Annotated in this window: 22 protein-coding genes; 10 read left to right on the top strand and 12 right to left on the bottom strand. The window is 44.4% G+C overall.

The annotated features are described in order from the left end of the window. Nucleotides 1–94: 94 nt before the first annotated feature. The 5 genes from ACQCT5_RS03425 (at nt 95) to ACQCT5_RS03405 (ending at nt 3,523) form a co-directional block, all read left to right on the top strand. Nucleotides 95–1,006, top strand: coding sequence for a TIGR01777 family oxidoreductase (locus ACQCT5_RS03425; RefSeq protein ID WP_499639008.1), 912 nt, complete (start codon nt 95–97; stop codon nt 1,004–1,006). A gap of 23 nt (nt 1,007–1,029) precedes the next feature. Beyond that, nucleotides 1,030–2,157 (top strand): amidohydrolase, encoded by a 1,128-nt coding sequence (locus ACQCT5_RS03420; protein WP_499639006.1) that lies wholly within the window; start codon nt 1,030–1,032, stop codon nt 2,155–2,157. Nucleotides 2,158–2,393: 236 nt separating this feature from the next. Next, nucleotides 2,394–2,954, top strand: a complete 561-nt coding sequence (locus ACQCT5_RS03415; RefSeq protein WP_499639004.1) for a GNAT family N-acetyltransferase — start codon at nt 2,394–2,396, stop codon at nt 2,952–2,954. Nucleotides 2,955–3,088: 134 nt separating this feature from the next. After that, a complete protein-coding gene (locus tag ACQCT5_RS03410) occupies nt 3,089–3,211 on the top strand; it encodes a YfhE family protein (RefSeq protein ID WP_386643456.1) in 123 nt (40 codons plus the stop codon). 114 nt (nt 3,212–3,325) lie between these two features. Further along, complete coding sequence (locus ACQCT5_RS03405) at nt 3,326–3,523, top strand: YfhD family protein (protein WP_499639002.1); 198 nt, start codon at nt 3,326–3,328, stop codon at nt 3,521–3,523. Between the two features lie 45 nt (nt 3,524–3,568). Here the strand turns inward: ACQCT5_RS03405 and ACQCT5_RS03400 are convergent, their stop codons facing one another. Beyond that, nucleotides 3,569–4,084, bottom strand: coding sequence for a DoxX family membrane protein (locus tag ACQCT5_RS03400; protein ID WP_499639001.1), 516 nt, complete (start codon nt 4,082–4,084; stop codon nt 3,569–3,571). A 583-nt stretch (nt 4,085–4,667) separates the two neighbouring features. Between ACQCT5_RS03400 and ACQCT5_RS03395 the strand changes: the two genes are divergently transcribed. Continuing rightward, complete coding sequence (locus ACQCT5_RS03395) at nt 4,668–6,176, top strand: gluconokinase (RefSeq protein WP_499638999.1); 1,509 nt, start codon at nt 4,668–4,670, stop codon at nt 6,174–6,176. 277 nt (nt 6,177–6,453) lie between these two features. On the opposite strand, the gene nhaC is transcribed toward ACQCT5_RS03395, so the two are convergent. The 3 genes from nhaC to ACQCT5_RS03380 all read right to left on the bottom strand — a co-directional run bounded on the left by nhaC (nt 6,454) and on the right by ACQCT5_RS03380 (nt 9,880). After that, nucleotides 6,454–7,851, bottom strand: a complete 1,398-nt coding sequence (gene nhaC / locus ACQCT5_RS03390) for a Na+/H+ antiporter NhaC (RefSeq protein WP_499638997.1) — start codon at nt 7,849–7,851, stop codon at nt 6,454–6,456. Nucleotides 7,852–8,412: 561 nt separating this feature from the next. Beyond that, nucleotides 8,413–8,739 carry a YnfA family protein gene (locus ACQCT5_RS03385; protein ID WP_499638995.1) on the bottom strand — a complete coding sequence of 109 codons (327 nt, stop codon included), beginning with the start codon at nt 8,737–8,739 and terminating at the stop codon, nt 8,413–8,415. A gap of 25 nt (nt 8,740–8,764) precedes the next feature. Next, nucleotides 8,765–9,880, bottom strand: coding sequence for a histidine kinase N-terminal domain-containing protein (locus tag ACQCT5_RS03380; protein ID WP_499638993.1), 1,116 nt, complete (start codon nt 9,878–9,880; stop codon nt 8,765–8,767). 684 nt (nt 9,881–10,564) lie between these two features. Between ACQCT5_RS03380 and ACQCT5_RS03375 the strand changes: the two genes are divergently transcribed. Continuing rightward, nucleotides 10,565–10,951 carry a sporulation protein gene (locus ACQCT5_RS03375; protein WP_499638991.1) on the top strand — a complete coding sequence of 129 codons (387 nt, stop codon included), beginning with the start codon at nt 10,565–10,567 and terminating at the stop codon, nt 10,949–10,951. Nucleotides 10,952–10,973: 22 nt separating this feature from the next. Next, nucleotides 10,974–11,753 (top strand): TerC family protein, encoded by a 780-nt coding sequence (locus ACQCT5_RS03370; RefSeq protein ID WP_499638989.1) that lies wholly within the window; start codon nt 10,974–10,976, stop codon nt 11,751–11,753. Between the two features lie 72 nt (nt 11,754–11,825). Here ACQCT5_RS03370 and ACQCT5_RS03365 read toward each other — a convergent pair whose 3' ends face one another. Continuing rightward, entirely contained in the window at nt 11,826–12,569 is a 744-nt protein-coding gene (locus ACQCT5_RS03365; protein ID WP_499638987.1) for a YqcI/YcgG family protein, read from the bottom strand. A 254-nt stretch (nt 12,570–12,823) separates the two neighbouring features. Here ACQCT5_RS03365 and ACQCT5_RS03360 point away from each other — a divergent pair, with 254 nt between their 5' ends. Then, entirely contained in the window at nt 12,824–13,966 is a 1,143-nt protein-coding gene (locus ACQCT5_RS03360; protein ID WP_499638985.1) for a SpoIIE family protein phosphatase, read from the top strand. Nucleotides 13,967–14,008: 42 nt separating this feature from the next. Here ACQCT5_RS03360 and ACQCT5_RS03355 read toward each other — a convergent pair whose 3' ends face one another. From ACQCT5_RS03355 to ACQCT5_RS03340, 4 genes are all read right to left on the bottom strand, one after another. Continuing rightward, nucleotides 14,009–14,827: a CheR family methyltransferase gene (locus ACQCT5_RS03355; RefSeq protein ID WP_499638983.1), complete on the bottom strand. Its 819-nt coding sequence runs from the start codon at nt 14,825–14,827 to the stop codon at nt 14,009–14,011. A gap of 86 nt (nt 14,828–14,913) precedes the next feature. Then, nucleotides 14,914–17,718 carry an ATP-binding protein gene (locus tag ACQCT5_RS03350; RefSeq protein WP_499638981.1) on the bottom strand — a complete coding sequence of 935 codons (2,805 nt, stop codon included), beginning with the start codon at nt 17,716–17,718 and terminating at the stop codon, nt 14,914–14,916. Nucleotides 17,719–18,115: 397 nt separating this feature from the next. Beyond that, nucleotides 18,116–18,853, bottom strand: coding sequence for a DUF2161 domain-containing phosphodiesterase (locus tag ACQCT5_RS03345; RefSeq protein ID WP_499638979.1), 738 nt, complete (start codon nt 18,851–18,853; stop codon nt 18,116–18,118). Nucleotides 18,854–18,873: 20 nt separating this feature from the next. Further along, complete coding sequence (locus ACQCT5_RS03340; RefSeq protein WP_499638977.1) at nt 18,874–22,002, bottom strand: DEAD/DEAH box helicase; 3,129 nt, start codon at nt 22,000–22,002, stop codon at nt 18,874–18,876. Between the two features lie 155 nt (nt 22,003–22,157). On the opposite strand from ACQCT5_RS03340, the gene ACQCT5_RS03335 reads away from it, so the two are divergent. Next, nucleotides 22,158–22,607 carry a hypothetical protein gene (locus ACQCT5_RS03335; RefSeq protein WP_499638975.1) on the top strand — a complete coding sequence of 150 codons (450 nt, stop codon included), beginning with the start codon at nt 22,158–22,160 and terminating at the stop codon, nt 22,605–22,607. Between the two features lie 65 nt (nt 22,608–22,672). On the opposite strand, the gene ACQCT5_RS03330 is transcribed toward ACQCT5_RS03335, so the two are convergent. The 3 genes from ACQCT5_RS03330 to ACQCT5_RS03320 all read right to left on the bottom strand — a co-directional run bounded on the left by ACQCT5_RS03330 (nt 22,673) and on the right by ACQCT5_RS03320 (nt 25,214). After that, nucleotides 22,673–23,305: a metal-dependent hydrolase gene (locus ACQCT5_RS03330; protein ID WP_499638974.1), complete on the bottom strand. Its 633-nt coding sequence runs from the start codon at nt 23,303–23,305 to the stop codon at nt 22,673–22,675. Between the two features lie 98 nt (nt 23,306–23,403). Beyond that, the gene (locus ACQCT5_RS03325) at nt 23,404–24,495 is read right to left on the bottom strand and encodes an ABC transporter permease (RefSeq protein ID WP_499638972.1); all 1,092 of its coding nucleotides are present in this window, start codon (nt 24,493–24,495) and stop codon (nt 23,404–23,406) included. Further along, nucleotides 24,495–25,214 (bottom strand): ABC transporter ATP-binding protein, encoded by a 720-nt coding sequence (locus tag ACQCT5_RS03320; RefSeq protein WP_499638970.1) that lies wholly within the window; start codon nt 25,212–25,214, stop codon nt 24,495–24,497. Before ACQCT5_RS03320 ends, ACQCT5_RS03325 begins: the two co-directional genes overlap by 1 nt. Between the last annotated feature and the right edge of the window lie 18 nt (nt 25,215–25,232).

The raw sequence follows: 25,232 nt of genomic DNA, 5'->3' as shown, positions 1-25,232 counted from the left end.
TGGTATGTAGCACATTGGTACGTATTGAATAAAGGATATTTAGGGAAAAGAACTAATAGTATAAGTAAGATATTTTCACGAGAGGATGAATAACATGAAGATCGCGATTGCAGGCGGAACTGGCCTTGTAGGATCAGCCTTGACGGACTATTTAGTGGAAAAGGGACATCATCTATATATTTTAACGCGAAACAGCTCGAATAAAAAGCAAAAACCTAAAGTACAATTTGTGGAATGGCTGAAAGATGGCACCACTCCGGAAAAAGAATTGGAAGGAGTCGAGGCTTTTGTCAATCTGGCTGGTGAATCCATCAACAGTGGACGCTGGACCGATGAACAAAAGCGCAAAATTCTCGAGAGCAGAATCAACTCCACCAAGGAAATCAACCGGATAATCGAATCACTTGGCGAGAAACCGGGAGTCTTGGTCAACGCAAGTGCCATCGGTTATTACGGAAACAGCGATGACAAAACTTTTACAGAAAGTGATACCACGCCAGGATCCGGCTTTTTGGCGTCAACTGTTCTTGCGTGGGAAAAGGAAGCGGAGCATGCCAGGCAGCTTGGAGTCAGAACCGTCTTTACCCGATTCGGGATAGTGCTGGATAAAGAGGAAGGCGCGCTTCCGAAAATGCTGCTCCCCTATAAAATGTTTGTTGGCGGAAAAATCGGAACCGGTGAGCAATGGATGTCATGGGTGCACATCCAGGATGTTGTCGGTGCGATTGCTTTCTGTCTTGAAAACAAGGAAGTGGATGGCCCCGTCAATGTTACGGCTCCCACCCCGTTGAAAATGAAGGATTTCGGGAAAATACTTGGTGGAGTGCTTGGCCGTCCGCATTGGTTCCCTACTCCTGGCTTCGCTCTTAAAATCGCTTTAGGAGAGATGAGTGAGCTTGTGTTGGAGGGACAGAAGGTACTGCCGGTAAAACTGGAGCAGCACGGCTATAAATTCTTTTATATTCATCTTGATGAAGCTCTGTCCGACATATTAAAATCAAAGTAACGACAAAAAGTAGGAGTTTCATAATGAGTATAGTTATTTTTAAGCATGCGACCGTCTATCCGATCACTTCACCGCCTCTATACGATGCAGATGTGAGAGTCGAAAACGGTAAGATAATGGAGATAGGAATCGGTTTACCGGTTCCGCCTGAAGGGGTAGTTATTGATTGTAAGGGGAAGTATCTGTTCCCCGGCTTCATTGATGTCCATACACATCTTGGCCTTTATGATGAAGGAACGGGGTGGGCCGGCAATGATGCCAATGAGACCATCGAGCCGCTTACTCCCCATATTCGGGCATTGGACGGGGTTCATCCACTTGATCAAGGGTTCCAGGACGCGATCCAGGCAGGCGTGACGACCGTTCACATCATGCCGGGTAGCGCCAATGTAATCGGCGGCACCACCTCTGTCATCAAGACTCGGGGTGTTAATATTCAAAAGATGCTGATGAGGGAGACTGCCGGGTTGAAGATCGCTTTTGGGGAAAATCCAAAACGCATCCACAGCCATGGGAACAAGGATTCCATCACAAGAATGGGTATTATGGGTATGCTTCGGGAAGCTTTCCATCAGGCAAGGCACTACGATAATACGGATAACCTGCGCGTCAAGCCAATCATTATGGCATTGGAACGCAAGATTCCTGTAAAAATTCATGCACATAGAGCGGATGACATCATCTCTGGTATCCGTTTTGCAGAGGAATTCGATCTCAGATTTACGATTGAGCATTGTACAGAAGGGCATTTGATTGTAAATGAACTCAAAGACAGAAACTTGAGGGTCTGTGTCGGACCTACCCTTACCCGCAAGTCCAAGATCGAGCTGAAAAATAAAAGCTGGAAGACCTATCAAAGCCTTGCGGACAATGGTGTCGAGGTTTCCATTACCACCGACCATCCATATACTCCGGTTCAGTACTTGAATGTCTGTGCCGCCCTGGCAGTGAGAGAGGGCCTAGATGAGCAAAAAGCACTGGAAGGAATTACGATCACGGCTGCCAAAAACATTGGTGTAGAGGATCGGGTCGGGAGCATCGAAATTGGCAAGGATGCCGATTTGGTCCTATGGTCCCATCACCCCTTCCAATTCCTCGCAAAGCCTGTCGTGACAATGGTTCAAGGTGAAATAATTTACCAAAAATTTTAACAAAAAAGTAGTATCTTTTTCATATCAAATCGAGTATGATACGTAGGTAAACAAAATTAAATCAACTAACAATTTGTTTCTAAAATGTTAGGGAAGGCAAATGGTGCGCCACCAGTTTTATCTGGTTCTAGTGGGTTCGATTCCCACCCCGAAATTTTTTGTAATTTAAAAAATTTCGAGGGTGGGCCAGTCTTCACGTTACGTGACATTTCTGCCCTCAATTGGAGGGAAAAGACATGCTTAAAAAACGTGATACTCACGAATCTCAGGCTCTTTATGAGTTGATGGTGCACCCTGAAGTCTTCCCTTTTGTGCGTCAAAAAGCGTATTCCCACGATGAGTTTGTGTTCTTGACAAAGCAGACAATCGAAGCGGAAGAGCGCGGAGAATTGATTTCACGTACCATTCTTGATGAATGGGGCACTCCAATTGGGACAATCAATTTATTCGATGTACAGGACGGAGCAGGATTTCTTGGCACTTGGCTCGGCAAGCCATACCACGGTAAAGGCTACAATCAGATTGCAAAGGATCAGTTCTTTGATGAATTGTTCTATGAACTGGACATCCAATCCATTTTCATGCGCATCCGCAAAGTGAACATCCGATCCATGAAAGCTGCGGAAAAGCTACCCTATGTAGTCCTGGCTAACGAAACACGCCAAAGCCTCCTCGACGAAATCAACGGCGGCGAAGACATTTACAACCTATACGAAATCTCAAAAGATCTCTATACCCTACACAAAATGCGTACGCATCACGAAGTTGTCGAAGAGCACCAGCTTCGCGAAGCTTAAAGTTAACCATAACGGGGCCTGACCCTCATCGCTTTAAAGCGGTGAGGGTCAGGCCCCATTTTTAATTTTTTAGTATATTTTCCCACAATTTAGAGGAAACTGTAGGTAGTACATATTCAAAGGAGGGTTTTGAAATGGTTGAGAAGAAACGCAAGGAAAGAGTGAAAAACTCATTGAGCAGCATGCAGGAAGTGACCTACTCCAGAGAATTCAAAGCGGCTGATCGCGTTGGCGGCTATTCGCAGAAGCGGCGTTAAAACAAGTTAAGAACCATTAACTCCCTCTTATCACGACAAGGATTATTGGTGAAGCTACAGTGGAGGACATGTAGGAATCTTCATATGTCCATCACCGTCTCTGGAGGGATTCGAATGGGCCGTTCACGTGGACACAAATCAGGTGGAAGGAACAAATCTTCTCTTCCACAAGTACCAAAAAACATGAAGACTGCAAACCAAGATGTCGAATTTGCAAAAGAACACGGTGCAGATAACGAGATTTTGGAAGCTCAGGCCCGTGCAGCAGCTGCAGGCATTAAGCGCAACAGTAAAAAGGATACATTCAAATAGGCAAGACAAAGACACCACCCAACGATTTGGGTGGTGTCTTTTTATTTAATGGGTGGTCACGTGTTTGTGGTTAATGGTATGATCCTTATTCTTTCGGCGATCTCCCATTTTTTCCTTCAGTACACGGATTGCAAATCTATCTACACCGTAGAAGTGAGCCGCTGTACCTGCCGCCAGTAGAAGGATAGCTGCAGTGTAAAGGATTGGGTTCGTGCTTACGGTACCGGCCAACAGGAAGTTCAAGTTCATGAATGCTGCTGCAATCAATGCCGGTACGGTCGCTAGGCCAAGGATGAGTGCTATTCCGACTAATACTTCTCCCCATGGGATGAGAATGTTGAATAAGGCTACATTTGGCAGTGCAACATTTTCAAGGAATCCAGCATACCATCCTTGTACTGCTGGGTGTGCTCCCTCCGCCTTTGCAATGGCACCGTGTAAGAATCCTTCAGCATCAAAGCTGCCGATCTTCGGTAGTCCTGCCTTCAACCATTGAATACCAAGCCAAACTCTCAATACTGTCCATAGAATTGCCATTTGGGGTCCTCTTAACCATTTCATAATTCATTCCTCCTAAGGATTTATATGTGAATGTTTTCACATATACCCGTAAAAAAATATGAAGTTGGTGATTAGCCGGCTAGCTGATTATTTACTCTAGAAAGTTTGTGAAGTTTTTCACTTACTTTCTATCTTTACTATATTCCTTTTTTTCTGTTCTTACAATGGGTTTGAGCAATAGTTCACAAATAGTTCAAAATATTTATTTTTGTTAACAAGTGTTGTCCACACTATTGTGGATAGTGTTAATAAATTGGATAAGACCTATTATATCAATATATAATAAAATTATGATTGTGAATAATATTTTGTGGAAAACAGCACTCCATCCTGTTGATAATGTGGATAAACGTGTGTATATCTTATTTCCCAGCACATATGCTTGTTGATAACTTAAAGAAACGCTGATAATGACCAAATTCACCTCTTTCTCCAATGCTACTTTTTACCTATTTCGCAATAATTATAAATTTTCTAACTATTTTCCAGTCATACTAAAAATATATCAGTCAAACAAAGAGAGAGATTGCCCAATTTAAGGTAAAATAGGAGTATCAATTGAAATTGCAAACGGAGTGTAACTATGAGCAGATTTATGATCGGACTAGATATCGGAACAACCACCGCAAGCGCAGTTATTTTCACCCCACAGGGCGAGGTCGTTTCGGAATATGAATGCGCCTATTCCACCTATCATCCTAAGCCCAGCTGGTCGGAGCAAAACCCTTTGGAAGTGGAGAAAGCGGCACGTGAAGCCATTACCAATTCAATGAGGCAGAACAAACTCATTGCCTCTGACATTATCGGATTAAGCATATCAAGTTCCATGCATTCTTTATTATGTATAAATGAAAAAAACGAACCTATTTCTCCATTGATGATCTGGTCTGACAGCAGAAGCTATCCTCAGGCTGCCATTATGAATGAGACCTATGGAAAAGGGATATATGAAAATACAGGCACACCCGTTCACCCAATGTCTCCTTTCGTCAAACTGATCTGGATGAAAGAATCGCAGTATGTGCCATATTATGAAGCAAGCCGATTCGCATCCATTAAAGAATATATTATATACAAATGGTGCGGACAATGGAAGGTAGATTATTCCATCGCTTCTGCAACCGGTTTATTTAATATTCATACTTTAGAGTGGGACAGCGAGGCCCTGGCGATCGCAGGCGTCCATCCGAACCAGCTTTCAACAGTCGTTCCTTGCACAGAACAGGTTGGCCCATTAGCGGCAAAGGTTGCAGATGAGTTGATGCTTAGGTCGGAAACACCCATTATCATCGGCTCCAGTGGCGGTGTATTAGCCAATATCGGAATCGGGGCCATTCATGATGCTGAAACAGCCCTGACAATCGGATCAAGCGGAGCGATAAGAAGATTTACAACAGAACGCAAAACTGATAATCACCAGCGCACCTTTCAATATGTTTTCACAAAAGAGCACAGTATAATTGGTGGTGCTTCGAACAATGGAACTGTTGCCCTAAAATGGCTTGCACGACAATTTTCCACCCTTACCAAAAGGGATACCATAGAGACGATTGACCTGGAGGCGCTGGCTGCCACATCAAGTGCTGGTTCAAACGGACTTTTCTTTATGCCCTATCTCGCTGGGGAGCGCGCACCAAAATGGAATGCCAAAGCAAAAGGCGGCTGGATCGGGCTGACTCTTTCCCATAACAGTGCCGATATGATCCGAAGCGTGATGGAAAGTGTCATTTTCAATATGTATGAGATACAGGAAGCGTTAACAGAGAAAGCAGGACCAACCAAGAAACTTCTCATCAGCGGCAGCTTTGTCCGCTCCCCGCTATGGGTGCAGATGACAGCCGACATCTTTCATAAAACCGTGCTGCTTCCAAAAAGCGACCACGCAATCGAATGGGGAGCAGCATGGCTCGGGCTCTATGCGCTCGGGAAGGTGAACTCCATGGATGAAATAAAGCAGTACATTCCTATCTGGCAGGAGGTTCTACCTTCTGTAAAAAACGTCGTCATCTACGAGGAACATTATCACCTTTTCAAGGAGCTTTATGTGAAAAATAAACCGTTGTTTGCGGATTTGGATCGCTTGCAGCAATAGAGAATAGTCCATATTTCATTTTATAAAAAGGCTGTTTTCGCATAAATTGTTGCTTTTGACGTACTCAAAATTAACACGTTATATAACTAGTCCTCGTGCTCTTTTCTGTGTAGTAGATTCTTTATCACTTTGAATAATATGGAAATAAATGCTGTAAAAAATCCAAATGCCGATTTTTTACGGGCGTAAAGCAACAAATTTTAAGAAAAGAGCCTATAAAAAAAATCGTATCAAACCGCCTCCATGAGACTGTTCGATACGATTTCCCCGACCTATATTATGCCTCTTCAACTTGCTCGCGCTTTTTGATACTGATTCCCGTAAATCCATAAAACACGCTAATCAACGGACTGAGCAGACAGAAGAATGCAAACGGCAGGTATTCCAACACCGGCACTCCAAGTACTCCTGCCATGAATACGCCGCTGACTCCATAAGGGATCAGGGGATTGATGACCGTTCCAGCATCCTCTAAAACCCGGGCGAGATTCTTTTTGGAGATTCCCTGCTTTTCAAATTCCTTTTCAAAGGCATGGCCTGTCAATATGATGGACATGTATTGCTCGCCAATTGTGACATTCACTCCGATTGCGGTCGCAATAGCCGCGAAGACCAGCTTTCCTGTTGAGGAAATGAAGGATTGCATCATCAGCATCACCTTGTTGATAATACCAAGCTTCTGAATCAGTCCGCCCATGCTCAATGTCAATAGCACCAGGGAAACGGACCACATCATACTTTGGATCCCTCCGCGGGAAAGGATGCTATCGATGCTTTCCTCCCCTATTTCACTCTTGTAGCCATTTTGCATCACATTCATGAGCTGCGTGATCGTCGTTTCAGGCTGCAGAATAAATGCCACTACCGTTCCAGCCAGAATACCAAGGATCATGACAAAGATTGCCGGTACTCTTTTCATGGCAAGACCGAACATGATAACTGCCGGCAGCAAGGCAAGCGGATGAACCAATCCGGCTGCTTTCAGTTTTTGTGGAAGCTCGGAAATCTCTCCCACTGCCCCGATCTCAGCGGGTTTCCCGATAAAGCTGAACAGTACAACACAAATAATAAATGCAGGAACCGTCGTCCACAGCATATGCTTGATATGGTCGAACAGGTCCACCTTGCAGACCGCGGATGCGATATTCGTTGTATCCGATAATGGGGACATTTTATCTCCTAGAAATGCTCCTGAGATAATGGCACCAGCCACAATGGCCGGATTAAAGCCCATTGCCGTACCAAGTGCAATAAAAGCAACACCAATAGTCGATGCAGTCGTAAAGGCACTGCCGATACAGGTCCCGATGATTGCAGTCACGATAAACACGCTTGGTAAAAAGAAATCCACCGAAATGATTTGACTGCCGAAGAAAATGAAAGTCGGAATGGTGCCGGACAGCATCCAGACCCCTATCAATATTCCAATCAGAATAAAAAGGAAAATCGGAATGAGCCCTTCCTTCACCCCGCTTTTCAATCCCTCTTCAATAAAGGCCCAGGACTGCTTCTTAATCAAAGCGTATACCATCAGCACGATGATGGCCACAAAGATGGGAATGTGCGGCTCCGCTTTAAATGAAAATAATGATATCCCGATTATGAATAGAATAAGTGCAATAATGCCTACCGCCTCAAAACGGCGGATACGAAATGCTGTATGATGCTGTTCCATGTTGAATCCTCCAGTTAGAATAAAAATAGTTTGTCCTACATCTATAAGTTCACTCACATGATCATGCCAATAAAAAAAGCCCCTCCATCCCTAGAAAATAAGGGACGAAGAAGCTCCGCGGTACCACCCTAATTAGCAAAAATACTTTGCTCACTCAGTAAAATCGATAGCTCGTGAAAACTATGTACGGTAATTCATCCATCACTGGCCTAGATTCACACTACCCATCTAGTCTCTGTCCGCTGCCCACATGATAGACTACTAAATACAAACGCTATCTTCCTATATTCCATTGCTCTACTCGGCTCAACTAATCTCTGAAAAAAGTTCACTAACACACTTAAACGCTTAAACGCTTTTAGGTGTTAAAGTATATGTTTAAAGATAGTATAGATTTTCGGGGTTGTCAATGGGGAATTTTAAATAGGGGCCTGACCCGCTCTGCGTTAAAGCACTAAAGCTGCGTGCTTCTCGCAAGAAGTGGTTTCCAATATAGCAGTTGATTTTTCGGTATAAAAAAAGGGCTGATCGATCAGCCCTTTCTTGCTTTTAGTATTATTTTTATGACCTTGGCGAAAAGAGCATCACAGATACTCCGATCAGACAGATACCTGCTCCGATCCAATCGTAGAGGTCAGGGGCCTTTCTGTCAATTCCCCATCCCCATAATACGGAGAGAACGATAAATACCCCACCATATGCAGCATAGACCCGTCCGAATGTCGGAAAGGCCTGATAGGTTGCAATTATTCCATATAGGACAAGGGCTCCGCCACCAAAAACGGCCCAATACCATGGCTTGCCTTCCCGGAGTGTGAGCCAGATCAGGTATCCCCCTCCTATTTCCGCTAATCCTGCTAATAAAAATAAAATAATGGCGCTCAGCAAATACCAACACTTCCTCTATCTAAGTTCAAACCTTCACTAACACCGGTACCTTTACAACAAAGCTTGTCTGTTCTTCCGTGGAATGGCAATAGATCTCCCCTTCATGCTTCTCAATCAGTTTTTTGCAGATATAGAGCCCTATTCCTGTTCCAAGGTCCTTTGTTGTAAAAAACGGCTCAAAGATGGCATGAATGACATCTTCTGTTATTTTCGGGCCATTGTTGATAATTTTCAATTCAATATCATGTTGCACTGCCTTACATTCCACTTTAATCACCCGTAGATCTTTCTTTTGCTGAAGCGCATCGATGCTATTCATGATAAGGTTCAAAAAAACCTGTCTGAGTTCATCCTTGTTGCCGTTGATGGTCAGCGTCGGATCGGCATCTAACTGAAGGGTAACGTCCCCACTCAATAGACTCGGATATAAAAACTCTGTCAGCTCCTGCAGCAAGAAGGACAGGTTGACTTCCTCCTTCCTGCTTTCAATCAAGTCTTTACGTGAAACGTGCAGAAATTGGGAAATTCGATAGTTCAATTGATCCAGCTCATGCTGCATGATGTCCAGATAAGGCACATGAGGATAGTCATTCTGAAGTAGCTTTGTAAATCCGATAATGGCTGTTAGGGGATTTCGGAATTCATGAACAAAGCTGGAGCTCATCTGTCCTAGTATCGTGAGGCGCTCCTTGTGGGTCTGATGGATATAGGAATCCTTTTCCTGGAGCTGCTGTTCCTTGATTTCTGTATATTTCTTCACAGTATGATAGGAAAATTCATCAAATAGCGTATTGATTTTCTCAAAAAGCGGACGCAAATCGTGGAGGTCGATTCCAGAATTTCCTACCCATCTGATAATCTCACTTTTTCCAATATTAACGTTATAGACAAACTCACTGATATTAACATTCGCCTCTACCCGTTCCCTTGCCAGTTTATAGGCAAGCTGCTTCATTTCCTCCTCTTTCAAAGGCTTTTTAAGCGCCAGTTTAACAAGCTGAAACATTTGGATACCGTTTCGAATCACTTCTTCCCGATACGGATCATCTTCGGAAATAACACTTTTTTTGCGCCAATTATGTATAAATTCTTCCGCATTCTGTTCTAAAAATAATGTTAATTTTTCCGAAGCATCCATCATCAACCAGTCACCCTTTTTTATTATTTTCTTTCTTACATCATAACAGAATTCGTGAAAAATATAGGACTTTTGTGTGTTGCTTCCCTACTTTTCTCCTTGAAAATTTCAGGAGTTTTGAATCATGATGAATTATTTGTAAAATTCCCAACTTTATGCTTGACGATAGAGCTCGGATATATTATTCTATATTCATAGCAGAAGAATTTTCGCTGCGCTAACTATAATACTCCAAAGGGGAGTAGCTTACAGTTATGTCGACAATACGTGATTAATAATCACCGGCCTAACTGGCAACCTAAACGTTGTTTGCGAGACCTTTGCCAATAATGGTAAAGGGATAACACTGTACTTTTCAAACCTTTACCAGCATCTTGGTAAAGGTTTTTTGTCGTCTATAAGGAGGAGAAAAAAGATCTAGAAACCATCCAAAGCGGGTATTTAACTATTAATCTATCTACCATTACACTAAAGGAGAAAATGAACTAATTGACCATCGATTTGCAAAAAAGATTACTAGTTTGGTTGACATTTATCGTCACAATAAAATTGTTCCTTGTTTCAATGATAACATTGGAGGCGCATAACCCGCCAAGAAACCTGTCCTTACATTCGCCTACTAGTTAAATGAACCTTGTTTTACATGATATGCAAAAATAAACCACTATAAATGGAGGTACTTTTTACATGATAAAAAAAGTGATGAGCTATATAAGAGGCGGTTCCCCGAACGTGGACCTGATCTTGAAAAAAAGTGAAATGAAACCTGGCGAAACCGTGACCGGCGCATTCCACGTGGAAAACGGATGGAACAGGCAAGAAATCAAAAGATTGGAATGTGACTTGGTGAAGGAATTGCAAGGAGACAAGGTGGTAACTGTGGATTCTGTCACGACCATCCTGATGTCCGAGACTATGGAAGCAAAGGAAAAGACAGAATATCCTTTTAGCTATAGGCTGCCTGAAGACCTGCCCCCTACATCAGAAGGGCTCACTTATCGCTTAAATACCAGACTTGTGTTAGAAGATGATATTAAGAGAAACGACCATGATGAAATTGTCGTACTTGGCTAAAAAACAATTAGGAGGAAGATAGATGGACATTGGATTATTATTGGAATATGGATGGGTGCTGCTCATCCTTATCGGGTTGGAAGGAATTCTTGCTGCAGATAATGCACTTGTCATCGCAACGATGGTAAAGCATCTGCCGGAGAAACAACGAAAAAAAGCTTTGTTCTATGGATTGGCCGGGGCTTTCCTGTTCCGCTTCGGATCTCTATTCATCATCTCGTACCTTGTGCACATTTGGCAGGTGCAGGCGGTTGGTGCACTATACCTGTTGGGAATCGCCATTTACCATATTTTGAAAAAGCATGTTCTTCAGCCGAAGCTTATGAAAGCGGCTGGAAAGAATAAAGGATCGGGCTTCTGGATGACGGTTGTAAAAGTCGAGCTTGCAGACATCGCCTTTGCTATAGACTCCATTCTAGCTGCAGTTGCCCTTGCGGTTATGCTACCTGAAACCGGACTTCCTACTGTCGGTGGATTGGACGGCGGCCACTTTGCAGTCATCCTTGCAGGTGGAATCATCGGACTTGTCATTATGAGATTTGCCGCCGGCTTTTTCGTTGAATTGCTCGACAAAAGGCCTGGCCTCGAAACAGCAGCCTTCTTCATCGTAGGATGGGTAGGTGTGAAGCTTGCCATATATGCCTTGTCCCATCCCGAGCTTGCTATCCTTTCAGAAGGATTTGCCAAAGGGGCACCTTGGAAGATCACCTTCTGGTCAGTACTTCTTCTCATCGGTGTCACCGGCTGGTTCCTATCGAAGGAAAAGCCGAAAGACTCCGGTGAAGTCAAGCAAGTTGTTTAACCTATTATCGTATGATTGCGATTAAAAGAGGGCCAGACCCCATCCAATTGGGGTCTGGCCCTTCTCTATCTATTACTTCCCATGATGGAAAGGGCATTTCCCCTCCATCGGCTTCGAGTCATCCCCGATGAAGTACATCTTCCATTCGCGGTGCTCCGGGTCGCCGTAGTGACTGATGTTAGGGTGTTTGGGCAGCTGATCCCATTTTTCTACGCGCTCCCTCACTTTTTCACGGGACATGGCGCCTCCTTGGGAAGTACCTTCCAAGCCTTCAAAAATACGTCTTGGTTGAAAACCGAGAACCAGGCTGTTGCCAAGGTCCCTTGTTTTACGCTGCTTATATGCCGGAGCGTTTCCGAACACAAAGTATGGCTCACCAGCGAAGGAAAAGGCCCACAGATAATGATCAGGGTCAGTAGGATAATCCTTTGGCCATGGCATGTCATCCTGTTGATGCAGATATTGCAGGATATCCCAGAAATATTGTCGATAATGCGGAATGGATTTTTCTTCATTTTCCGGCTCCACAAATAAAAACAGACCATGCCTGATGAGCGGTTTATCGGGATCGAATAACGCATTAAACTCCTTCAGCGTTTCAGGGAGATGCTTCCGATCATCGTGTGTAATATACGAATAACGCAATTCCCCCTTCTTCTCTCCAGCCATTCCGAAATAGCATGGAAAGGTTTTGTCAGTTACAACTTCATGGAAATTCCTATATTCACGAATGACCCAATCGGGTACAAGACCCGGGTCTGTCATATTTTCTTTTGTTAATAGTTTACCTTTCGTCCCTTGAACTGCCGCTTCCATTTCATCACCTCAGGATTTAAATTTATAGATATATAGATACCTACGAAAATACCCTGAAGGAAAATATGCTAAACATCCATAAGCATTCCAAATTAGATAAAGCCATAAACTTAAGGTAAAATGAAACGGAGGAAAGTTTTACTAATTTTATAGAATGAAAATGGTTTACCTGAGTCTCTGACAGGGTATTAATAGTGAGGGCTATTCCGTTACAAATAATAGAATACATAGATACAGTAGAGGAGAAAACATACATGGGCATTTTAATTGTGGATGACAATCAGGTGAATCTGTTTGTCATAGAAAATATATTAAAAAGAGCCGGCTATAAAGACTATCAATCTTTCACCTCTGCCAAAGAGATGTTCGATTATTTGAAGATTGATAGTTCGGGACCATTGGAAAAGCCGGTCGATATCATTTTAATGGATATTATGATGCCTGAGATCGATGGAATCGAGGCATGTCGCAGGCTCCAGCAAATACCCCATCTAAAAGACATTCCGGTTGTTTTTGTCACCGCATTGGAGGACTCCAATAAAGTGGCGGAGGCGTTGGATGCGGGAGGGCTGGATTATGTCATGAAGCCCATCAACAAGACCGAGCTGCTCGCACGTATGCGTGTGGTGCTCCGGCTTAAGCATGAAAAGGACAAGAACAAGAAGCAGGCGGAGAAAATCAGGAACCAGTTGGATCTCTCCATGCAGGTTCAAAACAGCCTGCTGAGCGAGCCTATTTTCGAGGATCACCTGACCGTCAGAGCTTCCTATATCCCAGCCTATAAGCTGGCCGGAGATATGTATTACTGGTATAAAATTGATGATTCCAAATATGCTGTGATGATATTGGATATGATGGGACATGGAATATCCGCATCTCTTGTCTGTATGTTCATCTCTTCTGTTCTCCGCGACTCCATCCGGAATTGTGCAGACCCCGAATATGTGATGAGTGAGCTGAATCGGTGGATGTATGCACTGAATACTCGAAACCAGCAAATCCCTTACTATTTCACCGCCATTTATCTCGTGATTGATACGAAAGAGAAAACGATGGAATATGTAAATGCCGGACATCCCGCCGGATTCGCCCTGGTGGATGAGGATGAAGTGGTGGAGCTATCCAACCGGACATGTGCTGTCGGCTTTTTCGAAAAGGTGGAAATCACCAAAACGACTATTTCCTACCGGGATTCCGTCCAGGTCCTTCTTTATACAGATGGTGTGGTGGAGACCATGGAAAAAGTCGGGATCAACCAATATCCGCAGTTCCTGAAATCGGCCTCGAAGTTGTGGGATCTTCCCAATATCAAGGAGCCTATTAATCTAATTCTTTCAGAGGAACTGCAGTCAGAAGCGGCTGATGACATGTGTGTTGTGTTTATACAGGCGAAGTGACCATTACATAACCAAAAAGCTGAGAGCTAAGGGAACAACCCCTTAGCTCTCAGCTTTTTTTCGATAGATTTTATCCATGGTATCAAACTCCTCAAAGCTCGGATGAACATCGGTCCTGAGGACTTCCTTGCTGCCAAGGCCAAGGAATCCGTCAGGACTCAGGCTGTCCCGGAAAAGCTCGATGACGTTAAACTGCAGGTCCAGGTTGAAATAGATCAGGACGTTGCGGCAGACAATAATATGAAACTCGTTGAAAGAACGGTCTGTGACCAGGTTGTGCTGGGCAAAGACAATTTTACTTAACAGTTCCGGATGGAAATAGGCAAATTGATGATCGGTATGATAATACTCAGAGAAGGAATTCTTCCCCCCTGCTTGCATATAGTTTTTCGTATAGGCCTGCATTTTGGAAAGCGGGATGACGCCTTTTTTTGCCTTATCCAGTATTTTCTCGTTCATATCGGTCGCATAGATTTTTGTTTTATGACCCAGCCCTTCTTCATGCAGGAGTATGGCCATGGAATAGGCTTCTTCGCCTGAGGAACAGCCTGCGTGCCATACCCGTATTTCCGTCAACTCTCTTAGTCTCGGAATCACTCTTTCCCTGAATGCCAAAAAGAATGATGGATCTCGGAACATTTCGGTCACGTTGATGGAGAAGTCATCAAGCACTTTGTTCAAATAGGTTTCATGATGGATAACTTTTTCAGTAAGCTGGCTGATATTGTCCAATCCTTCAAGACGGAGACGGTTCTCGATTCTTCTTGAGATGGATGAAAGCATATATTTTCTAAAATCGAAGCCTGACAATTTGTAGACGGCCTGCAGAAACAACTCAAGTTCTAAATCCTCTTTGTTCACGTTTTTTCCTCCAAAAAGCTCAATTCTTGCAAAAAGGAAACGGCTACCTCATCCAAAGATTTGTAACCGTTCCCTCGTATTTATACCTAATTTTTTGCAACCCAAACGCGCATCGCGGAAAGAAGCTGATCTAATTTCAACGGTTTGCTGATATAATCGGAAGCGCCAACTTCCAAGCACTTCTCTCGATCACCTTTCATCGCTTTCGCAGTAAGGGCAATTATTGGAACGTCTTTATGTTTTTCCAGGTTGCGGATGGTCTTGATCGCTTTGTATCCATCCATCACCGGCATCATGATATCCATCAGGATGATGTCCACACGCTCTGTTTCATGCAGGATATCCAGACACTGCAAGCCATTTTCAGCTGTCAGGATGTTCATATCCTCTTTATTCAATGCATTGTTCAGCGCATAGACATTTCGATGGTCATCGTCCACCACAATGACCGTCTTTCCTTTCAGAATATTAGACAGGTCTTCCTCTGCAGGCACGTAGCTTTGAGCTTTGACTTCCTCCGCTCCAAATGCCATATTCATGAGCCTGTTTTCTTCTTCTAGAAGTTCAGTGTCGCTACCCGCTGCCACTTCCTGCCAAGCTGCCTCCACTTCCTCCATTTGGGGCATTCCGTTTGGAAGGCTCGGTATAACAAGTGTGAAGGTACTTCCTTCGTCCTCTTCACTTTCCACTTGCACCACTCCGCCAAGAAGAGTAGAGAATTCCTTGGAGATGGATAATCCCAGGCCAGTTCCGCCATATTTCCTCATCGTAGCTCCATCCCCTTGATGGAACGCTTCAAAGATCAGTCCAAGCTTATCCTCGGATATTCCTATACCGGTATCAGTTACAGAGATTTTCAACCATGTCTCTGCTTCGACCGGAACTTTTGCCCGTAGCAAGTCCCGTCTGTTCGCCTTTTCAATCTCTACTGTCACTTTTCCTTTTTCAGTAAACTTGAAGGCATTCGATAGCAGGTTCTTCACAATCTGTTGAAGGCGCTGCTCATCCGTATAGAAAACGTCCGGCAGGTTTTCCCCTTGGATTATTTCGTAGTCCAATTTCTTATGCTTGGCGATATGAGTGAACTGAAGCTCCAAACGGTTCACAAACTCCATCACGTTCACTTCACCAAACATGACCTCAAGCTTCTTCACCTCCACTTTGGAAAGATCTAAAATATCATTAATCAGGTTCAACAGGTCCTGTCCTGAGGAATTGATGACTCTCGAGAATTCCTTTTGTTCTTCTGTCAGATTCTCATCGATGTCTTCAGCCAGCATCTCGGATAACAGCAGAATACTGTTCAATGGCGTTCGCAGCTCGTGGGACATATTTGCCAGGAACTCGGATTTATATTTGGAGCTGAGCTGCAGCTGCTTCGCTTTTTCCTCAAGCTCCGTTTTCGCCTTCTGCAGGTCGGTTGATTTCTGTTCCGCATCACGTGAGCGCTCTTCCAATTGCTCATTGATCATGCGCAGTTCTTCCGCCTGTGTCTGAAGCTCCTCGGATTGAGCCTGAAGCTCCTCGGACTGGGACTGCAACTCTTCTGTTTGTGCCTGCGATTCAAGAAGCAGTCGCTCTACTTCCATTCTTCCTAAAATATTGGTAATGGCGATGCCGAGTGTTTCAAGTACTTTCTTTAACAGATTCTTGTGTGTTTCGCTGAACTCTCTCAAGCTCGCCATCTCGATGACAGCAATGACTTCATCCTTTATGATGACCGGAGCAATGATGATGCTCTTCGGTTTTGTATTCCCAAGGCCGGTCGTAATTAATGAATAGCCTTCCGGAACATCTTCAAGCAGGATGGTCTTTTTATCCCAAGCGCATTGTCCTACCAGTCCTTCACGCAGCTTGAATGCCTCTCCACCAACATCCTCGGCACCATCTGCATAGGTTGCCACTTTATTAAATGTCGAATGCTTGCCCTCCCCATTCGACAGATAGAAAGCTCCAAGCTTCGCATCCATTAACGGAGTCAATGTGCTGATGAACTTCTCGGCGAGCGAGTCGATCGAGACATTTCGGTGATATAAATTGATGATGTCACCGGAATTCGTCTGCACCCAATTCTGTCTGCTGATTTCCTCAGTGTATTGTTTTTCTTTTACATGATAGTTTTCAATGGAGGATGCCATCGTGTTGAATGCATTCGAGATCTCCCCTATTTCATCCTTGATCGTGGTATCCAATCTTGGCAGGGAGGAAAGATTGTCATAGTCTATGTTTGTAATCCCGGATTTCACTTCATCCAGGCGTTTGTTTGTACTGCGAATGACCCACAATGTCGTACCGACTATCACTATCAAGGAAACTAGCACTGTTAGGAGTAGTGAGCCAATGAGTTGTTCATAAGTTGTATTCGCCTCTTCCAGATTGGCTTCCATAATGCCTTCCTGCAGCTCTTTGAATTCAGAAATACTCTCTAATAGAACTTGTCTGCTTTCAAGTTGACCGTTATAAATAGCTTGAACTTCGCTGTTGGATGCCCCGGCATTAATTTCGGCAACAATGCTTCGTTCCATTTCCCAAAATGTATCATAGCTCCCTTGAATCTCTGCTAGAAGCACCTTCGTATCGTTTCTATCCAGTGTAGCACCAAGCTCTGTGATTTGCTGCCTTACTTCTGTTCTGTCATTTTCCAGGTTTGTAAGGTTTTCCTCAATATCTTCATTTTCATCTCTATTAATCACATACAATAGCTGTCTATCGGTCTGGTAGAATAGCTGTCTTATTTCCATTGCCTTACTTACCTTATAATAGCGGTCCTCCACTATCTCGAGCATATTTGTTTTCATGGAATTGGCCATAATAATAATTACAGATAATAGAAATACAAGAAAAAAGACCGTTATCCCTAATCCAACAAATTGCTTTTTCCTAAAGCTCACCGTAACGCCTTCTCTCATCATTTATTTCAAGTCATGTTCATATGTCTCCATGTTCCTAATATAACAGGTGTTGGTAAATGGTGCTAATTTAAATGGGCTATTATTTTGTTTTGGGGTAGTTTATTATTTCTGTTCGGTTATGATGAGCTTTTTCATAGATTTCGAGGTGCGAAAAGCTCATCATCTGCTTTATGATGAGCTTTTTCACTGATTCCGGAAGGCAAAAAGCCCTTCATCGACGTTATGATGAGCTTTTCAATAGATTTCGAGCTGCAAAAAGCCCTTCATCGGAGCCATGATGAGCTTTTCCACTGATTTCGAGCTGCAAAAAGCCCTTCATCGATGCCAGGATGAGCTTTTCCACTGATTTCCGTAGACAAAACACGCTTAATCGACGCTATTCCACTCGTCCCTCCACTTCCACCTTATCCAAATAATAAACAGCGAGCTCTCTATTCAACTCGAGCTCCAGCTTCCCTTTTTCGCTTATCGTATAGGTCCCCCTCTTCACCCTCTCAAACCAGCGATAGTAATTTTTGGTCAGGATCGAAGAGGTTTTGTCCCCTGTGCCCATTTCTTTGAGTTTCTTGGGTGACAAGGGGCCGTATTGTTCAAGGTAGCAGGCGATCCTGATGCAGTTTTCCTTGTAGGCGGTCATGATTTTCGTTTTGTTGCTGCCGCCGATATTCGAATCCGAGCTGCGCCCATCCATTTCTTTCAGGAGCGCTTCTCTTTTCTTTTTGTTTTGGCGCATACTTTTTCCCCTGTCAAAAGGAGTGGGATGAAAAACGATTTCCGTTGTCTTGCGGTTACCGGAAAAGGAAACAATGATCAACCCGAGCTCCAGACGACGGATAAGGTGGCATAGATCTGTCCACCTCTTCGTTCTTCGGTTGATATTTGGCTTTGGAATGGCGATATAAACAAGGTCTGTCAGCTTTTGCCGTTTGGTCGCCTGGATGAGCAGGTTCACATTCAGTGTGAGCTTCAGTTCCACCACAACGACCTCATCCCCCTTTACCATGGCGATATCGCAATCGTTCACTTCCCCGTACACCTGATAGCCTTCTTTTACAAAAAGTTTTTGGATCGGTTTGTATAGATCTGCTTCATAGATTTTTTTCTTTTCTGCCATTTCTAACACCTGCCAACCTTCTATATCTTAAGAATTTCTCGAATATCCTCTTCTGTCAAAGTCGAGGACACCTTCTCCCCGGGGTCTATGATTTCTTCCACAAGATGTCTCTTTTTGTCTTGCAGTTCATTTATCTTTTCTTCAATCGTGCCGTGGGAAACAAGCTTGATGACCTGGACTACATTGGTCTGGCCGATACGGTGTGCCCTGTCTGCAGCCTGCTCCTCAACAGCAGGGTTCCACCATAGGTCATAAAGAATGACGGTGTCAGCACCTGTCAGATTGAGGCCAGTCCCTCCCGCTTTCAAGGAAATCAGAAAATAATCGCGTTCTCCCTGGTTGAACCGCTGGCACGTTTCCACCCGTTCCTCCGAAGGTGTCTGCCCATCTAGGTAAAAATAGGGAACCCCTTGATAGGCCAATTCCCTGCCGATCAGCTCCAGCATTTTCGTGAACTGAGAAAAGATCAGTACCCTTCTGCCGGACAGCTTGGATTCCTCTAAGATCCGCAAGAGCATATCAAATTTTGCCGACCCGCCTGAGTAACCATCCACAAACAGGCCAGGATGGCAGCAAATCTGTCTTAGTCGGGTCAATCCTGCCAGTATCCGGATCTTGTTTTTCCGAAGCGTGTCCTTGTTCAGATGCTTCAACGTATCTTCGCGGAGCTTGGCCAAGTATGCTGCATACAGTTTTTTCTGTTCCGGAAGAAGCTCTACGGATTCGATGCTCTCCAGTTTTTCAGGAAGTTCAGCCAGCACGTCCTCTTTCAGCCTTCGCAGCATAAACGGACGAATGCGTCTGGCAATCTGTTTCCGCGTAAGATTGCTGTAATCACGCAGTCCCATGAATAACTCCGGAAAAACCACATGAAAGATTGACCATAGTTCCTCTATCGTGTTTTCCACTGGTGTCCCTGTCAATGCAAAACGATGATCCGCCTGAAGCCTTTTCACCGCACGCGCGGTCTGGGTGACAGGATTCTTGAATGCCTGCGCCTCATCAAAAAACACTGTATGAAAGCTCATGGTTTCAAACCACTTCGTATCCCTTCTTAGCAACGGATAGGAAATGATGACGACATCCATTTCCTCCACCTTTTTCAGAAGCTCATCTCGTTCTTTTTTCACGCCGTCGATGACAATTGCTTGGATCTGCGGGGCAAATTTCATCAGTTCGGCGAGCCAGTTGTAAGTTAGCGAGGACGGGCACACAATGAGTACGGGATGCTTCCTCTTACGGATATTGACGAGCTCCGATTGGATGAAGGTGATGCTCTGGACAGTCTTCCCAAGCCCCATATCATCAGCAAGTATCCCGCCAAACCCATAGTGCGCCAATGTTTTCAGCCATTTATAGCCTTGAACCTGATAGTCTCGTAAAATGGATTCAAGTTGCTCTGGCACCTCAAAATCCATGCTGCCGGGGTTACGGATTTCCTCCAGGAATTGACGAAAGGATGATTCCGCCTTAAAGATACTCTGGTCATCAACAGTTTCAAGCAGCTTCAAGCCTTGGATGACCGGAACATTCAAGCCGCTTTCCAGGTCCTCCTCCTGTACGGGGACAGCGTGAAGAAAACGCTGGATCTCCTCTATTTCCCTCGTTTCAAGTGACATGAGGGAACCGTTTTTCATCCGGTAATACTTTCGCTTCTCTTCAATGGCGTGAAGCAGCTCCTTGATTTGTGACTGCGGAATGCCGTCTATATCAAACTTGAATTCCAGCCAGTTCGTCCGTTCCTTTTTGACACGCACCCGGATCTTGGGTTTTGCAGGCTCACGGGCAATCCGATTTCTGACTGCAGTTGTCGCATAGATCTGCACCAGCTTTTGAACTTTCGGCAGTTCATGATAGAGGAATTCATATTCAAGCTCTTCATTATGCAAGAAGAAACCTTCCTCGGTCTTCGCAAATTCACCTTCTTCGAAGAATTGTAGGATTCTTTCCTCTTTCTCCTTATCACGCACTATTTTAGCGGCCCCAATGGGATCACGGGTTTCCAAAGGATTGACGATGATGTTGTCGTAATGAAATTCCAGTCCTGCGAGCAGGCGGTTTTTCACACGGTCCAAATACAGTTTGGCCACGAGCTTCGTCTTGGCAAGCTTTTGTAAAATGCTATCTGAAAACTGTACCGTTCCAAGCTTACGCAGTCCAGGTACCACCTTTTCCAGAAACATCTTCAGTTGATCCTCGTGTATCGGGATGTGATTGGTGCCAGAGGCATCTAGCAGCTGCTTCAGCTCGAAAAGCCGCTTGCATTCATCAGTCTTCACCCTTATCAGCTTTCCGTAAAGTGAGAGAATCATGTCGTATGCGGGCAGCACAACCATCGTCTTCAAGCCAGTGACGGACAGCCGGTAGCCACCTCCGTCTTTTTCTGTAAAAACAAAATGCAATGAAAGGGCTTCATTCGTTACATAAAGTTCGTCATAAATCTGACCGTCCTGATCCAGCTTTACGCTAGGAGCTTTTTGGAGATGAGGGAGCATTCTTTCCCATGCAGAACCTTTAATCGAGAGACCTTCACCGCTCTGCTCCTTATCTTCCTCTGCAAGCTGAATAAGACATTGTAATACAGCGTCCGTTTCATTATCAAAGCAATGCATACTCGGATCATAATTTACTGCTGGAAATGGAATACCTTTTTCCACACTATGTAAAAATTCCCGGATGTTCTTCACAGGTGTTCCACCCAGTTTCAGCTCCATCGCAAATAAACGCTGTTCCACCAGCTTGCAAACAAACGTCACCTCGAACATTTCCCTTTTTTCAAAATGACGCTGATGCCCGCTTTTCGGTTTAGGATTCTCCTGAAATAGCGTAAACACTCCTTCTGTCAGCGAATTCCGGAAAGTGGTCTCCTGCCCCTGTTCGCCAATCGCAAGCAGTACAGCGGCAACATGCTGACAGTCCTTTTTCACCGAAGCAAGTTTAGGGCAGCTGCATGTTGCAACAAAGCCACCGTCCACCTTGCCTTCGATTGACACATGGAAATCCTCCACTCCACTTACAGTCGCTTCACATCGTTCGGGACTGTAGTATTCAATTGAAACCTTATCTGCCCGGTAAAAGGCTTCGCCTCTCTTGAAGGAGACGTTCCCGCACCGATTCTGGATAATCTTTTTCGTTAATGTAATATTCAACCGTCTTGCCCCTTCTTCCATTTCGTACATGTCATTAGTACGATTGTAACATAGAGAGGAATTTTCTTATTAGTGTGTGCAGAAGAAAATTCTCTCACAGATTATATAGAAAAATATGTTAAAATGGATAAATATAGATATCGAGGGGGAATTGGATGGATAAATGGCAGCGGTTAGGTTTGTATGCTGGTTTTCTTGTTTTCTTTGCGGTGATCTTAATTGTCGGTTTAAGGTACCAAACTTACTTGTATTCCCAAACAAAAGAGTATTACGATATACTCCCATTCTATCGATTCCGCACCTTTTTCTTTGTAACCATTGGCATGATGCTCGCCCTCCCCCACCTTTTTAGGACTCGCTCCATGTCCGGAAGCTGGAGCTTTGATTGGCTGAAGCTAACCGTATTTGGGTTACCTTTATTCTATGCCTGGGTGGTTCCACTGTTATTTTTTAATGAGTGGGCACCTAGCGTAAAACTGCCATTCGCCTCTTTTCTTACAGGAGGGTATTTCGGCACAGTAGTTTCCACCTCCTTTGAAACCATCATCGGAGTGTTGTTGGGATATGTGATAGTGACTAGTGTGATTAAAAGAAAGAAGTTTTAAATCTGTTTGTTTAATAGACATATTAAAAAAAAGAAAGTGAGCCACATGTCTCACTTTCTCTTTTTCTATAATTCCTTTGATGTAAAAGGGAGAAACAGCTTGATTCCCCGCTTATTGAACGGCAAAATTTTCAGGTCTGCCACCAGATGACTGGTATAGGCTGCCAGACACGTATAGAAGACCCCTTCAAATTGCAGGGAGGCCTCCAAATGATAGGCGATGAATCCGAAGAACACTGTCCCTAAAATGGAATGTGTGTAGCTTCGATGCGAAACAAAGGAAGCGATGATGATGTATGCGCCAAACAGGATCATCCATAGCTCCTGCAGGGACACTCCCCCTATCAGCACACCGATTCCGGAGATGGTGAGCATATGCTTCTGTTTGATAAAAGAAGAGATAATCAGCATCAACGCACCGATCCCGATTCCCCTCAAACGCTCCAAATAGGTTCCTTCGTATAGACTATACAATATCATCAGTACTCCGATTACCTGTGCAACTGTCCGCGTCACCTTATGAGATAACGTAATTCTTCCACGCAATGTCCCGTCGATATCCAGATCGGGAATCAAACCCACAACTCCGCCCAGTCCCACCAGAATGAGTGTTTCCATGGAAGTCGGTTCGAATTGATAGGTATTGGCTACCACAAACCCTGCTGCCGCTCCAATTGCTGTATGTGCTGTACCATTCACGTTTGTGTCCACCTTTAAAGAAAATAGTTATCAGTTTATTTTACACCAAAACATTTGTTCTGTTTAGGGATGTAGAGGGAAATGGCACTATAGTCCTTCTAAATTTTTCGATACTTTTTCAACGCAGCCACATTCACCGCGCATAGTACTAACGCAATCGCTACCAATACTAACAGATCAAACTGGATCGCTTCCAATCCCTGGCCGCGGATCATAACCGCCTTCAAGGCATCTCCCCCGTAGTATAGCGGCATGATTTTCGCAATGACTTGGAGCCATCCCTGCAGGGCATCCACCGGAAGCAAACCGGCAAAGAAAATTTGCGGAACCACGACAACCGGAATGAACTGCACCATCTGCAGTTCGGAATCGGCGAAGGTGGAAAGCAATAATCCCAAACTTAATGCAACGAAAGCGATAAGTCCATTTGTCAAAAATACATACCAGATGCTTCCGGCTATTTGAATATCGAGCACATACGTACTGTAGGTGACAACAAGCAATGTCTGGAGGACGGCAAAAATCCCGTAACCCAACAGATAGCCGAGCACGATTTCATAACGTTGTATCGGGGTGGCAAGCAACCGGTCCAGCGTCCCTGTTGTCCGCTCCCGTAAAAGGGAAATCCCTGAGATCAGGAAGACAAAGAAAAATACAAAAAATCCGATGAGAAACGGGCTGATCGTGTCAAAAAAAGTGGTATCCTCCGATCCATGAACATAGGATTCATCCAGATCAAATGGTGCTGGAATATCCTCAGGCGATACCGCTCCCTGAGCAACTGCCTGCCCAAGCACTTCCTTCACCTCTATCATGAACCCTTGCTGCTGAATGCCGCGCAGCTTTGCTTTTATTGCCCCGACTGTGGTGGTGGCCGTTGCATCATAGGTGACAAGCAGCTTCGAACCGTCCCACACAAGGAAAGCATCGAGTTCATCCTCTATGATCCGTTCTTTGATATCCTTTGAATTCTCGTACTCTACAACCTTCATATCCATCTCTTCCATCTGATCTACAAGGATCTCAGGCAAGGAAGTTGCACCAACGGTCGCTTCATTGTCAGCGTTCGTTTGAAAAAGGAAATAGACGAGCGTCAGAATCAGTAGTGGTGCCAATAGCATCAAGGCTAGTGTTCGTTTATCGCGAATCAGCTGCTGCATGATCCGTCCTCCGATGGCAAAAGTACGCATCAGCCTTCACTTCCTTTCTTTTGCAGGAAAATGGCCTCAATGGAATCCGTTTGAAATCTTTCCTTCAACTCAGTTGGTGACCCTGACGCTAAAACTGTACCATCAAGCAAAAGCACAAGCCGGTCGCATCGTTCCGCTTCATCCATTACATGTGTCGTAACCAGAATGGACTTTCCCTGCTCCTTCAGGGACGTCAGCTCTGCCCATATTTCTTTTCGCAGTCGTGGATCAATGCCGACGGTGGGTTCATCAAGTACAAGCAAATCCGGATTCTGCAGCAGAGCCATGGCAAGACTAAGCCTGCGTTTCATCCCACCAGAGTAGTTCATCACGCGCTTTTTCATTTCTTTTTCCAAGTCAACCAACTTCATGGCAGCAAGGATCCGGTCCTTCCTTTCGTTCTTCGGAACCTTGTATAGCTTCGCAAAAAACATCATCTGCTGCTCTGCACTCAGCTCCAGGTATAACGCATCGGATTGGGCCATATACCCGATTCTGCCCAGCACTTCCCGGTTGGGCATCTCTTTATCAAAGACGGAAACATTACCAGCATCCACCTTCTCCATACCGATGATCGACTTGACTAGTGTCGTTTTGCCAGATCCTGATGGTCCAATCAGGCCGACAATCTCCCCCTGATTCATTTGAAAAGTTATATCGTGAAGCACGACTGTTTTGCCAAAAGATTTACCAACATCATTTATTTGAATAACACCCAATTTACATCCCTCACCTTC

This window comes from Sutcliffiella halmapala (genome assembly GCF_050107295.1).
Taxonomy (GTDB): domain Bacteria; phylum Bacillota; class Bacilli; order Bacillales; family Bacillaceae_I; genus Sutcliffiella_A; species Sutcliffiella_A halmapala_A.
Note: the sequence above shows the minus strand (reverse complement) of the source record. Positions and strands in the feature narration are given on the sequence as shown.